This is a genomic window from Pseudomonas sp. GW456-E7 (genome assembly GCF_059424105.1).
Map to the genome: position 1 here is coordinate 112,328 of NZ_JBWKZB010000013.1, position 12,906 is coordinate 125,233.

At 60.5% G+C, this 12,906-nt stretch carries 11 protein-coding genes, 1 tRNA gene and 1 pseudogene; 9 read left to right on the forward strand and 4 right to left on the reverse strand.

Translation table 11 applies throughout. The features are described 5' to 3' along the window. Window position 1 precedes the first annotated feature (1 nt). From AC07YV_RS11410 to AC07YV_RS11420, 3 genes are all read left to right on the forward strand, one after another. The gene (locus AC07YV_RS11410; RefSeq protein WP_102699771.1) at window positions 2-661 is read left to right on the forward strand and encodes a glutathione S-transferase family protein; all 660 of its coding nucleotides are present in this window, start codon (window positions 2-4) and stop codon (window positions 659-661) included. Between the two features lie 8 nt (window positions 662-669). After that, entirely contained in the window at window positions 670-1,476 is an 807-nt protein-coding gene (locus AC07YV_RS11415; protein ID WP_102674693.1) for a DUF4892 domain-containing protein, read from the forward strand. Window positions 1,477-1,545: 69 nt separating this feature from the next. Next, window positions 1,546-2,601 (forward strand): AI-2E family transporter, encoded by a 1,056-nt coding sequence (locus tag AC07YV_RS11420; RefSeq protein WP_102699770.1) that lies wholly within the window; start codon window positions 1,546-1,548, stop codon window positions 2,599-2,601. A gap of 267 nt (window positions 2,602-2,868) precedes the next feature. On the opposite strand, the gene AC07YV_RS11425 is transcribed toward AC07YV_RS11420, so the two are convergent. Both AC07YV_RS11425 and AC07YV_RS11430 read right to left on the reverse strand, forming a co-directional pair. Beyond that, window positions 2,869-3,918, reverse strand: coding sequence for a sensor histidine kinase (locus tag AC07YV_RS11425; protein ID WP_102699769.1), 1,050 nt, complete (start codon window positions 3,916-3,918; stop codon window positions 2,869-2,871). Further along, the gene (locus tag AC07YV_RS11430) at window positions 3,918-4,676 is read right to left on the reverse strand and encodes a response regulator (RefSeq protein WP_102699768.1); all 759 of its coding nucleotides are present in this window, start codon (window positions 4,674-4,676) and stop codon (window positions 3,918-3,920) included. Before AC07YV_RS11430 ends, AC07YV_RS11425 begins: the two co-directional genes overlap by 1 nt. A 296-nt stretch (window positions 4,677-4,972) precedes the next feature. On the opposite strand from AC07YV_RS11430, the gene pyrF reads away from it, so the two are divergent. Beyond that, window positions 4,973-5,671 carry an orotidine-5'-phosphate decarboxylase gene (pyrF, locus tag AC07YV_RS11435; protein ID WP_007974578.1) on the forward strand — a complete coding sequence of 233 codons (699 nt, stop codon included), beginning with the start codon at window positions 4,973-4,975 and terminating at the stop codon, window positions 5,669-5,671. A 139-nt stretch (window positions 5,672-5,810) separates the two neighbouring features. On the opposite strand, the gene AC07YV_RS11440 is transcribed toward pyrF, so the two are convergent. Further along, the gene (locus AC07YV_RS11440; RefSeq protein ID WP_007974579.1) at window positions 5,811-6,815 is read right to left on the reverse strand and encodes an NADP-dependent oxidoreductase; all 1,005 of its coding nucleotides are present in this window, start codon (window positions 6,813-6,815) and stop codon (window positions 5,811-5,813) included. A 236-nt stretch (window positions 6,816-7,051) separates the two neighbouring features. On the opposite strand from AC07YV_RS11440, the gene AC07YV_RS11445 reads away from it, so the two are divergent. The 4 genes and pseudogenes from AC07YV_RS11445 to AC07YV_RS11460 all read left to right on the forward strand — a co-directional run bounded on the left by AC07YV_RS11445 (window position 7,052) and on the right by AC07YV_RS11460 (window position 11,522). Next, window positions 7,052-7,813 carry an SDR family oxidoreductase gene (locus AC07YV_RS11445; protein ID WP_102699767.1) on the forward strand — a complete coding sequence of 254 codons (762 nt, stop codon included), beginning with the start codon at window positions 7,052-7,054 and terminating at the stop codon, window positions 7,811-7,813. A 250-nt stretch (window positions 7,814-8,063) separates the two neighbouring features. Then, a complete protein-coding gene (locus tag AC07YV_RS11450; RefSeq protein WP_102699766.1) occupies window positions 8,064-9,449 on the forward strand; it encodes an aminotransferase-like domain-containing protein in 1,386 nt (461 codons plus the stop codon). 987 nt (window positions 9,450-10,436) lie between these two features. Further along, window positions 10,437-10,661: pseudogene (locus AC07YV_RS11455) on the forward strand (HAMP domain-containing protein); the annotation flags it as partial. Further along, window positions 10,659-11,522 (forward strand): methyl-accepting chemotaxis protein, encoded by an 864-nt coding sequence (locus AC07YV_RS11460; protein ID WP_371321749.1) that lies wholly within the window; start codon window positions 10,659-10,661, stop codon window positions 11,520-11,522. The pseudogene AC07YV_RS11455 and the gene AC07YV_RS11460, both read left to right, overlap by 3 nt. Before the next feature lie 168 nt (window positions 11,523-11,690). Here the strand turns inward: AC07YV_RS11460 and AC07YV_RS11465 are convergent, their stop codons facing one another. Next, window positions 11,691-12,449: a hypothetical protein gene (locus AC07YV_RS11465; protein WP_173900808.1), complete on the reverse strand. Its 759-nt coding sequence runs from the start codon at window positions 12,447-12,449 to the stop codon at window positions 11,691-11,693. A 383-nt stretch (window positions 12,450-12,832) separates the two neighbouring features. Here AC07YV_RS11465 and AC07YV_RS11470 point away from each other — a divergent pair. Beyond that, a tRNA-Glu gene (locus AC07YV_RS11470) sits at window positions 12,833-12,905 on the forward strand. Window position 12,906 lies beyond the last annotated feature (1 nt).

A 12,906-nucleotide genomic window follows, 5' to 3' on the forward strand; every position in this document is an offset into this window, starting at 1 on the left:
CATGATAGATCTCTACACCGCTGCGACCCCGAATGGCCACAAGGTCTCTATCGTGCTCGAGGAACTCGGCCTGCCCTACAGGGTGCATGCCTTGAGTTTCGACAAGAAGGAGCAGAAGTCCGCGGACTTCCTCAAGATCAACCCCAATGGCCGGATTCCGGCAATTGTCGACCGCGCCAATGGCGATTTCGCCGTGTTCGAGTCCGGCGCCATCCTGATTTACCTCGCAGAACAGACCGGCAAACTGATGCCGAGCGACCCGAAGGGACGTTCGCTGGTGTTGCAGTGGCTGATGTTCCAGATGGGTGGCATCGGCCCGATGCAGGGCCAGGCCAACGTGTTCTTCCGCTACTTTCCGGAAAAACTCCAGGGCGCCATCGACCGCTATCAGCACGAGACCCGTCGCCTCTATGAAGTGCTCGACACGCGTTTGCAAAGCGTGGAGTTCCTCGCCGATGAATACAGCATTGCCGACATCGCCACCTTTCCATGGGTGCGCGGTTACGAGTGGTCGGGTGTCCCGGTGGAGGGCTTGACGGCGTTGCAACGCTGGATGGCAACCCTGGAGGCCCGGCCGGCGGTGCAGCGTGGTCTGCAGGTACCGCAACGCGCCGATGAAGCCAGTGTCATCAAGGGCGCCCAGGCCATGCTGATCCGATGAGTCTATCCATGCGTTCATTCAGTTTGCTGGTGCTGTGCAGTTTCAGTCCCTTGTTGTTCGCCGCCGATGTTCCTGGCAGTCAGGACCTGCCGATAGTGCCGCGCATGGTCGACGCCCAGATTGTCGACTATCGCCCTGCCGCCGAACTGGAGCGGATCTACCCCTTGGGCTCGATCCGCAAGATCAGTGGCCAGTTACGTTTCGACGGTCAGGTCAGTGCCCGCGGCAACGTCACTTCGGTGACCTACGAGTTGCCAGCGGAGCATTCTTCCATCGAAGCGTTCACCGCTGCCCGCGAGGCGTTGCAAAAACAGGACGCCGGGTTGCTCTTTTGGTGCCAGGCGCGCGATTGCGGCGAAAGCAGCCTCTGGGCCAACGAAGTCTTCGGCAACGCCAAACTGTACGGTGCCGACGATCAACAAGCCTATTTGCTGCTGCGACTTGCCGCGCCACGGGATAACACGCTCGTCGCGCTGTACAGCATCACCCGCGGTAATCGCAAAGCCTACCTGCATGTCGAGCAGTTCGACGCTTCGGCACCGCTGGGCGAGTTGTTTCCGACGTCCGCGACCTTGCTGCGTGAGCTCAAGAGCACCGGCGAACTGGATTTTTCCACGTTGAACAGTGCACCAGACGAGACCTGGCTGCGCCTGATTTCCCGCGGACTGAATCTGGACACCACCTTGCGGGTCAGCATTTCCGGAGCGAACGCCGAAGCCTGGCGTCAGGCACTGATTGCCCAGGGCGTGCGTGCCGCGCGAATGGAAGCCGGCAGTGCCGAAGGCTCTGGCCTGCACATCGAGCTATTGCGGTAGGCTGTACCGGGCGAGCGTGCACGCTGCGTTCGCCTACTCTTTTGCTGACTGATATTTTCGGGATTTTCAATGATCAATAACGATCGCCTGTTGGTGCAGATCCTGCTCGTCGTGCTGTTCGGCGCGAGCTTCTGGGTGATGGCGCCGTTCTGGTCGGCGATGTTCTGGGGCGCCGTCCTGGCATTCGCCAGTTGGCCGCTGATGCGCTTGCTGACCCGTTGGCTCAATGGCCGCGAGTCTCTGGCGGCGGCATTGCTGACGCTGGGCTGGATGGTGCTGGTCGCGGCACCGTTGGTGTGGCTGGGTTTCAACCTCGCCGATCATGTGCGTGATGCCACCGCATTCATCAAGGATGCGCAGGTCGAGGGGCTGCCCGAAGCACCGGCCTGGCTGGGTTCGATTCCCCTGGTGGGCGAGCGGCTGGTCGGACTCTGGAACAGCATTGATGAGCAGGGCGCGGCGATGATGGTGTCGCTCAAGCCTTATCTGGGGCAGATGGGTAACTGGTTGCTGGCGCGCAGCGCGCAGATCGGCGGCGGTATTCTCGAACTGACCCTGAGCATCGTCTTCGTGTTCTTTTTCTATCGTGACGGACCGCGCCTGGCGGCGTTTGTGCACACATTGCTGGAACGGCTGATCGGTCAACGGGCCGGCTACTACATTGAACTGGTGGCAGGCACGGTACAGCGGGTGGTGAACGGAGTGATTGGTACAGCAGCGGCCCAGGCGATCCTGGCGCTGATCGGGTTCCTGATTGCCGGCGTACCGGGTGCGCTGGTGCTCGGCATCGTGACCTTCATGCTCAGCCTGATTCCGATGGGGCCGCCGCTGGTGTGGATTCCGGCGACAGCCTGGCTGGCCTGGAAAGGCGAGTACGGGATGGCCATATTCCTCGGCATCTGGGGCACATTCGTCATCAGCGGTGTCGACAACGTGCTCAAGCCGTACCTGATCAGCCGTGGCGGTAACCTGCCGCTGGTCATCGTGCTGCTTGGGGTGTTTGGCGGGTTGATTGCCTTTGGTTTTATCGGCCTGTTCATCGGCCCGACATTGCTGGCGGTGGCCTATAGCCTGTTGATCGACTGGAGCAAGACACAGGCACGGGCTGAGGATCGCCTGCCCTGAAGTTCCAGGGGCCGTAGTCCATTGAACCGCTGAGGGGTAGTGGGCTTTTTTTGGGTTCTTCACGGAATCCCGGGGGAACACCGATAACGAAATACCTGTAGGAGCTGCCGGAGGCTGCGATCTTTTGATCTTGATCTTCAGCAATCTCCAGATCGCAAAAGCAAAATCAAAATCAAAATCAAAAGATCGCAGCCTCCGGCAGCTCCTACAAGGGAGCACGTGCACCACCAGACAACGAGGCCGATCGCGGCGGGCTCTGTAGGGGTATCAGGTACGCGGCAGGCGAATCACGGCCGTCAGACCGCCACCAGGCGTCTCTTCCAAGGTTAACTGCCCGCCCATTCGTTGCGCCGCCTCACGCGCAATGGTCATGCCCAGGCCAACGCCGCCGGAATTGCGATTGCGCGAGCCTTCAAGGCGAAAGAAGGGTTCGAACACGGCTTCACGTTGTTCAGTGGCGATACCCGGTCCATGGTCGATGACCCGGATCACCAGGTGTTCACGATGGTCTTGCAGGGTGATCAGCGCCTGCCCGGCATAACGCAGGGCATTGTCCATCAGGTTGTTGATGCAGGAACGCAGGGCCATCGGCTGCACTTGCAGCGGGGCACAGTGACCGCTGGCCTGGACGTCTGCGCCCTGGTCCTGGGCATTTTCACTCAGGGACTCCACCAGCGCCTGCACGTCCATCCACTGTGGGGCTTCGCTGGTGCGCTGTTCATGCAGATAGGTGAGGGTGGCGTCGAGCATGCTGATCATGTCGTCGAGGTCTTGCCGCATCTGGCCTTGCAGCTTGTCGTCGTCGATTTTTTCCAGCCGCAGCTTGAGCCGTGACAGCGGCGTGCGCAGGTCGTGGGACACGGCGCCGAGCATGCGCGAGCGCTGCTTGACCTGTTCAAGGATGCGCCGCTGCATTTTGTTGAAGGTGTGCGCCGCTTGCCGCGCTTCCCGTGGCCCCGACTCTTCCAGCGGCGGGCTGTCGAGGTTCTCGCTCAAGCGCTCGGCTGCGTCGCTCAGGCGCTGGATTGGCCGGCTCAGCAGTTTGGCGCCGTACCAGGCGGCAATGATCAGCGAGACCAATTGAAAAGTCAGCGGCACCAGGGGGCCGCCGAACCACGGCCTTGGCGGCCGCTTCTCGAAGCGTGGGTCCAGTGGCGGGCGTGGTCCTTCCAGGCCTTCGGAAAACTCCGGTGGACGTGGCGGCGGTGGCGGACCGTAATGATGAAACCAGGCAAAGGCCAGCAGGTGCGCGAGGATAATCGCCAGCAACAACACGCCAAACAGGCGGCCGAACAGCGTATCGAAGCGCCCGCGCATCAGCCGATGTCTCGGGCATCGAACAGGTAACCCTCGCCACGAACAGTCTTGATCAACTGCGGAGCCTTGGGATCGTCGCCGAGTTTCTGGCGCAGGCGCGACACCAGCAGGTCGATGCTGCGGTCAAAGGCTTCAATCGAACGACCGCGGGCGGCGTCCAGCAGTTGTTCACGGCTGAGCACCCGGTGCGGACGTTCGATAAATACCCAGAGCAGGCGGAATTCGGCGTTGGACAGCGGTACCACCAGGCCATCGTCGGCAATCAGTTGCCGCAGCACGCTGTTCAGGCGCCAATTGTCGAAGCGAATGTTCGCCCGCTGTTCGCTGCGGTCATCGCGCACCCGACGCAGGATGGTCTGGATCCGCGCCACCAGCTCGCGGGGCTCGAACGGCTTGGCCATGTAGTCGTCGGCGCCCAGCTCGAGGCCAATGATCCGGTCGGTGGGTTCGCAGCGGGCGGTGAGCATCAGGATCGGAATGTCCGACTCGGCGCGCAGCCAGCGGCACAACGATAGTCCGTCTTCGCCTGGCAGCATCAGGTCGAGTACCACCACGTCGAAATGCTCCGCCTGCATCGCCTGGCGCATCGCGGCGCCATCGGTGACGCCGCTGGCGTGGATGTTGAATCGGGCCAGGTAGTCGATCATCAATTCGCGGATCGGCACGTCATCGTCGACGATCAGGGCACGAATGCTCCAGCGTTTGTCGTCACCGGGCGTCTTTTGGTCGTCGTTCACGGGGGCTTGGGTGTTGTGCATGCGTGCGTTCATCTGCCAGGTAGGCTGCCAACCACAAAGATAGGCGGCGAGGTTGTGGTTCCAGCATAGGCGTCCGGCCCTGAGGCGGGAAGTGCTGTTGCAGGGACCTGTTGCGGTTGCCGAGGGTAGCCGGCCCGGGTGTTGCGGGCGTGTCGTGTGTGTATCGAACTCGACACAATGGCCTCGGGGGCTAGTCTTGCCTGAGCCGTTTCGACGATTTACCGATCATCGGGTCCCGCAGCGGCGCTGGTTCCGCTACAATGCGCGCCGATTTCGACTTGCCTGAGAGCCCACTCATGTCCGCCTGCCAGACTCCTATCATCGTCGCCCTGGATTTCCCTACCCGTGACGCCGCACTGAAGCTGGCCGATCAGTTGGACCCGAAGCTGTGCCGGGTCAAAGTCGGTAAGGAACTGTTCACCAGCTGTGCCTCGGAAATCGTCGGCACCCTGCGCGACAAGGGTTTCGAAGTGTTCCTGGACCTCAAGTTCCACGACATCCCGAACACCACCGCGATGGCCGTCAAGGCCGCTGCGGAAATGGGCGTGTGGATGGTCAACGTGCATTGCTCCGGCGGCCTGCGCATGATGGCCGCGTGCCGTGAAGTGCTGGATCAGCGCAGCGGTCCCAAGCCACTGCTGATCGGCGTGACCGTGTTGACCAGCATGGAGCGTGAAGATCTGGCAGGTATCGGTCTGGACATCGAGCCGCAAGAGCAGGTCCTGCGCCTGGCCGCCCTGGCGGAAAAAGCCGGGATGGACGGCCTGGTGTGCTCGGCCCTGGAAGCCCAGGCGCTGAAATCGGCGCATCCGTCGCTGCAACTGGTGACCCCGGGGATTCGTCCGGCGGGCAGTGCCCAGGACGATCAGCGTCGCATCCTGACGCCACGTCAGGCACTGGATGCCGGTTCCGATTATCTGGTGATCGGCCGTCCGATCAGCCAGGCGGCGGATCCGGCGAAGGCGTTGGCTTCGGTCGTGGCTGAACTGGCTTAACCCGACACCGAAAATCAAAATGTGGGAGCGGGCTTGCTCGCGAATGCGGTGGATCAGTCAATAGATATGTCGGCTGACACACCGTATTCGCGAGCAAGCCCGCTCCCACAGTGGTTCTTGGGTTAGTTCAAATATCGGGTCAAATCTTCAACACCAGCTTCCCGAAATTCTCGCCGTTGAACAATTTCATCAGCGTCTCCGGGAATGTCTCCAGTCCTTCGACGATGTCTTCCTTGCTCTTGAGCTGCCCCTTGGCCATCCAGCCTGCCATTTCCTGGGCGGCGCTGGCGTATTGGGCGGCGTAGTCCATCACCACAAAACCTTCCATGCGTGCGCGGTTGACCAGCAGCGACAGGTAATTGGCCGGCCCCTTGACCGCTTCCTTGTTGTTGTACTGGCTGATGGCACCGCAAATCACCACTCGCGCCTTCATGTTCAGGCGGCTCAACACCGCGTCGAGAATGTCGCCACCCACATTATCGAAATACACGTCGACACCTTTCGGGCACTCGCGCTTGAGGCCGGCGAGGACGTCTTCGCTCTTGTAGTCGATAGCACCGTCGAAACCCAGTTCGTCGATCAAAAACTTGCACTTGTCCGCGCCGCCGGCGATGCCAACCACCCGGCAGCCTTTGATCTTGGCGATCTGCCCGGCAATGCTGCCCACGGCGCCCGCCGCACCCGACAGCACCACGGTGTCACCGGCCTTCGGCGCGCCGACGTCGAGCAGGGCGAAGTAGGCCGTCATCCCGGTCATGCCCAGCGCCGACAGATACCGCGGTAGCGGTGCCAGTTTCGGATCGACCTTGTAGAAACCTCGCGGCTCGCCGAGGAAAAAGTCCTGCACCCCGAGGGCGCCGTTAACGTAGTCCCCGACCGCGAAGCCCGGATTGTTCGACGCGATGACTTTGCCCACGCCCAAGGCGCGCATGACTTCGCCGAGCCCGACCGGCGGGATGTAGGACTTGCCCTCGTTCATCCAGCCGCGCATGGCCGGGTCCAGGGACAGGTATTGGTTTTCGACCAGGATCTGGCCCGCCGCCGGCTCGCCGACCGGTACTTCCTGATAGGTGAATGTCTCGCGGGTCGCCGCGCCAACCGGACGTTTGGCGAGCAGGAATTGGCGATTGGTCTGGGAGGTCATGACAGGCACTCAAGATGAATGAAGCTTTGTTGATAGCCGGTCAGCGCCGATGCCGCAAGTTCGGCTGATGCGGCGAATGCAGGTTGATCCAGTGCAGTGATAATTGGTACGGCAGTTCCATCACTGCAACTCATGGGCGCCCAACCGGAGTCCTGATAGTGCTGCCGCGTTCAGCACCTCCATGGCTAGACTGGTCCTGCGCGATTCCCCGCTTACTTCTCTTCGAGGACATAACAATGAGCATGACGTTTTCCGGCCAGGTGGTTGTGGTGACTGGCGGGGCGGCCGGTATTGGCCGCGCGACCGCCCAGGCATTTGCCGCCGAGGGCGTTAAGGTCGTAGTGGCCGATATGGACACGGCGGGCGGCGAGGGCACGGTGGCGCTGATTCGTACGGCCGGTGGCGAGGCGACCTTCGTGCGCTGCAACGTTACCCTGGAAAGCGATGTTAAAAATCTGATGGAGGAGGTGATCGATACTTACGGTCGCCTCGACTATGCCTTCAACAATGCCGGCATCGAAATCGAGAAAGGCAAGCTGGCCGACGGTTCGCTCGACGAGTTCGACGCGATCATGGGCGTCAACGTCAAAGGCGTCTGGCTGTGCATGAAATACCAGTTGCCGTTGCTGCTGGCGCAAGGGGGCGGCGCAATCGTCAATACGGCATCGGTGGCGGGCCTGGGGGCAGCGCCGAAAATGAGCATCTACGCAGCCTCCAAACATGCGGTGATCGGCCTGACCAAGTCGGCGGCCATTGAATACGCCAAGAAAAAGATCCGGGTCAACGCCGTGTGCCCGGCGGTGATCGACACCGACATGTTCCGTCGCGCTTATGAAGCCGACCCGAAAAAAGCCGAGTTCGCCAACGCCATGCATCCGGTCGGTCGCATCGGCAAGGTCGAAGAAATCGCCAGCGCGGTGCTGTATCTGTGCAGCGATGGCGCGGCCTTCACCACAGGGCACTCATTGGCCGTGGATGGTGGCGTTACCGCGTTTTAAAACGACGATACTGAATACATGCGGAACCTGTGGGAGCGAGCCTGCTCGCGAAGAGGGCGTATCAGTCGAAATTAATATCGGCTGACACACCGCTTTCGCGAGCAGGCTCGCTCCCACAGTTTTTTGGTTCCGGGTCGGGCATGTGTTTCAAATAATTAGATCGAATGGTTTTGGCGGCGTTGTCGCACATGCCTTCGAACCCTCCTGTGATTAACTGCTTCTCGCAAAATCAACAGGAGTTTGCTTGCTCATGGAGTTGAGAATCGACCGACAGGCGCTGGTGCCCGTCGTACAGCAAATTGTTGACGCGCTGACCTGCTGGCTTCATTCCAGCGGGGTATCGCCCGGTACGCGCTTGCCTTCGGTGCGACAGATCGCGCGGATCAATTTGCTCAGTCAGTCAAGCGTCACTCAGGCCTGTGAACGCCTCGTGACGCAGGGGATGCTGGTGTCAGGTCATGGGGCCGGCTATACAGTTGCCGACCCGGCATTGGTCGCGAACGCAAGGCCCGAGCCTGTGTGGTTTGAGGGGGCCGAACCCGAGTATGGGCCGTGGTCGGGGGCGCTGAGGCTGGGCTGTGGCGGGCTGCCTGAAAGCTGGCGCGAGACCGACGATCTGATCTACGCGATCCGGCAAATCAGTCGTACCGATACGGCCAGTTTGTTCAACTACAGCACGCCGCTGGGGTTGCCAGCCTTGCGGCAACAGATACTCAAACGCCTCAGGCAGCTGGACATCCCGGTACAGGACAACCGGATCATGACTACTGCGGGGGCCAGTCAGGGGCTCGACCTGATTGTGCGGACACTGTTCAAGGCCGGTGATTGTGTGGTCGTGGAGAGCCCCGGTTATCCGCTGCTGTTCGATCTGCTCAGGCTGCACGGCATCCACATGGTCGAGGTGCCGCGAACACCGCGCGGGCCGGACGTGGACATGCTCGAATCGGTGCTGGCCAAGCACCGGCCTCAAGGATTGCTCATCAATAGCTTCTTTCACAACCCGACCGGCAGCAACCTTTCACCCGGGGTGGCGCGTCGCGTGCTGCAACTGACCAGGGCCTTTGGCGTGCAGGTGATCGAGGACGACGTCTATGCGGATTTGCGTAGCGGTTGCGGTACGCGACTGGCTGCGCTGGACGACAACGTGATCTACGTGGGCAGCTATTCCAAGACCCTCAGCAGTTCCTTGCGGGTCGGTTTCGTGGTGGCCGATTGCGCAGTCATTACGCGTCTGGCCGAGGTCAAGATGATCTCTGGCATGGGCGCCTCACGATTTTGCGAGTCGGTGCTGGCGTGCCTGTTGGCTAACGGAGCCTACGGCAAACTGGTGCAACGTCAGCGCCAACGCTTGAACAGCGAACGGCTGGCGGTGTTGCAAATGCTCGAGGATGCCGAATGGGAAGTCTTCGGCAAGCCGGCGGGAGGCCTGTTTATCTGGGCGCGATCACGAATGTCCGACTACGATCAGGTGCTGGCCCGGGCAAGGCGTCTGGGTGTGGTGTTGTCATCGAAGAGCGCCTTCAACGCCTCGGGTGGGGCCAGTGACTGGCAGCGTATCAATGTGGCGTATGCCTGCGATCCGCGTGCCCGTGCGTTCTTTCAGGCCACAGCTCGGGATCGACCTCAAGCGTTCTGAAAACGACGTTGGCGTAGCTTTTTGCCATTATTCCGGCGCCAGAGCCTTGTGTTGCCACTGGCCCGTTGCGAATCTGCGTCTACAGACTTTGGCAGGGGACTAAGTGCAATGAATTCGGCCGTGCAAGGACGTTTTGCCAACCTCGGTATGGCGAAAAAACTGGGTGTCGGGTTTGTCCTGGTGCTGTTGTTGACTGCGGTGGTGGCGGGCATTGGCGTGTGGTCCCTGCAAACCATCAGCCAGCGCTTCGACGGGCTCAAGCAAATGTCATCGCTCAACAGCGGTTTGCTCAAGGTCCGATTGCTGGAGCAGGAATACGCCTTGCACGGCAATCCGAAAACTGTCGATGCCCTGCACGAGGGCGTCGATGGCTTGATCGCCCTGGCCGCTCAGCTCAAGGCCGCGTCTGCGGCCAATGTGCCGGTGATGAATGATGTCGAACAGTCTTTGGGTGCCTATCGCAAGGCTTTCGACGAGTTTGTCTCGCTCACCCAGGCCAAGGACCTGGCGCTGGAAATGGCCAGTTGGTCGGTGTCCAGCGTGGCCAATAATCTTGATGTATTGCAATCCGGGCTCGCCGATGACGGCGCTTATACGCTGAAAGATTCCGAAGGCAAGGACGGTGCGCAATTCATCGAGCAGGCCGGTCAGGTCAGCCAGGTTTCACGCTTGATGCTGCAAGCCATGAATGAAGCGCGCGTGCGCCTGGATCAAAGCCGCAAAGGCGACGACAGCGCCGGGCAGGGCAAGATCGAACAGGCCAGCCAGGCACTGGCCCAGGCCGAGCAGCTCAAGACCGCGGTCAAGGACGAGGGTTACCAGACTGTCCTCAATGAGGTGACGGGTCATATCGCCGGTTTCAGTGACAAGCTCGCCGAGTACACCGGTCTGCTGGAACAGGAAAAAACCGTTTATCAACAGTTGCACCAACGCGCAGCCCAAGTGGTTGAACGGGTGGATCAGGCTTATGTCGCTGAAGACCAGGCGATGCAGGCCGAACTGAAAAAGAACTCGATACTGATTCTTGGCTCTTCCGCTCTGGCGTTGCTGGTCGGGCTGGTTGCTGCGTGGTTCATCACCCGGTTGATCGTGGCGCCGCTGCGCAGTGTGATCCAGGTGGCGCAGCAGATTGCTTCAGGGGATTTGAGTGCGACCATCGACGTGACCCGTCGTGACGAAATTGGCCAGTTGATGCAGGCCATGCAACAAATGGGCGCGGGGCTCAGCCATATCGTCAGCGGCTTGCAGTCGGGTATCGAGCAGTTGGCCACTTCCGCCCAATCGCTGTCTGCAGTGACGGAACAGACCAATCTCGAAGTCAGCACGCAGAAGGAGGAAACCGAACAGGTCGCCACCGCGATGAATCAGATGACGGCCACGGTGCATGACGTCGCGCGCAACGCAGAGGAAGCAGCCCTGGCGGCGCAAACGGCTGACGGCAAGGTTGAAAGTGGTCAGCAGGTGGTGCGCCAGAGCATGGCACGGATCGAGCAGTTGGCGGACTCGGCCAACTCGGCCAGTTCGAGCATTGAAAGCCTGAGTGCGGAAATCCAGAACATCGGCACGGTCTTGAGTGTGATCAAAAGCGTGGCAGAGCAGACCAACCTGCTGGCATTGAACGCGGCGATCGAGGCGGCCCGTGCGGGTGAGCAGGGCAGGGGCTTTGCGGTGGTGGCCGATGAAGTGCGTGCACTGGCCAGGCGAACCCAGCAATCGACCGAGGAAATCGAACGCCTGGTCAGCGCTTTGCGCTCGGCGGCGCAGTCGTCGGTGCAGCAGATCCAGAGCAGTGGCGAGTTGGTGAAGCTGGCGGTCAGCGATGCCTTGCAGACCGAGAGCGCACTGGGAAGTATTGCGGCGGCGGTATCGTTGATCCAGCAGATGAACCAGCAGATCGCCGCGGCAGCCGAGGAACAGAGCTCGGTGGCCGAAGAGATCAACCGCAGTGTCACCAGTATTCGCGCCAGTGCCGATCAATCATCGCTGGCGATGCAGGGCAATGCCGCCTCCAGTATCGAGTTGGCGCAACTGGGGGTTGAGCTGAAGGGGATGGTGGGGCATTTCAGGCTGTAGGAGCAGCCGGTCGACGCTCGATTGCTCGCGATGGCCGCAAAGACAACGTGCGTTGACTGGGTGAGCGCGGTGTTCTGGAGTCCATCGCGAGCAATCGAGCGTCGACCGGCTGCTCCTACAGAAGAGCAAAAAAAAGCCACCTCTCGGTGGCTTTTCTGTTTTCGCTGATCAGTCGTAGATCACTTTCTTTTTCCAGTCCGCGTCAGCTTCGACGTCTTTGAGGCCTTCGGTCAATTGGTTGACCTCGCCTTCGACCGGCGCAATGCGATCCATGACCTGGTCATTGGCGCGGGCCAGGAGTTTTTCCAGGTATTCCAGTTGCTCGGCGTAGACCTGTGGTTCCTGTTGCTTGCGCAGGTATTGCACGCCGCGCTCGAATGCCAGGCGAGCCTGCCCGGGCTGGTTCTGTTGCAGGGAGTGCTGGCCGAGGTTGTTGAAGAACTCGATGTGCAGCAGCACCAGGATATGGCGCACTTCACGAATCCAGCGCTTGGCTTCGTTGGGGGGCAGGAAGCCGTCCTGTGCCGCGCGGGTGATTTGCCCGTGCAGGGCTTCAAGCAGGAAACGTACATCCTTGGCCTTGGCTTCGGTCTGGATCGGTGCCGGCGGATTGTTGATCGGGATCGATTCACCCTGGCCGACAAGGGCCTCCAGTTCAGCGATCCGTGCCTTGAGGTTGGCACTGGATTTTTCCAGGTTGAGCAGGCGCTGGCAGACGTTCAGTTCCAGGCGGGTTACCAACAGCTTGAGTGCCGGGGTCATCAACTGGCCGGGGAAAGTCTCGGTGATTTCGCCGCAGCGACGCAGGCGATCATTGAGTTCAATCTTGGTACGGGCCTTTTCCAGCTTGTTGTTTTCCACCACATGGTTCATGTAGCCAATGGCGATCAACAGTGCGATCCCGGCTACAACTAGCAGGGTGATCATGAGTGGCGTCACCGGTAAGACCTCTTTTTAGGGTACACATGCGAGTCTAGTGGCTTGGCATTTGAGCGCCTAGGCCCGCATGAAGGGTTGGATCGGACATGCCTGCGCTTATATCGGCCGCAGCCTCGCTTCTATAAATGGTGGCACGCGATATACAGATTGCCATCACTGGAGGACTATAACGTCTTGGCGGGTGCCAGAATATAGGCGTCAAACACCGGGCAGCGGAAAAACCGCAAAGGCGTCCAAAAGCAGGGCGAAGTCATTGATTTAAATAAATTTATATCAGGGGGTTGACGACCTCTCAATCCATCCATAGAATGCGCGCCACTTGCAGCGTAAAGCACACAGCGAAACGAAGCAGGGAGTGAATGTTGTAGTGTGTCCCCTTCGTCTAGTGGCCTAGGACACCGCCCTTTCACGGCGGTAACAGGGGTTCGAGTCCCCTAGGGGACGC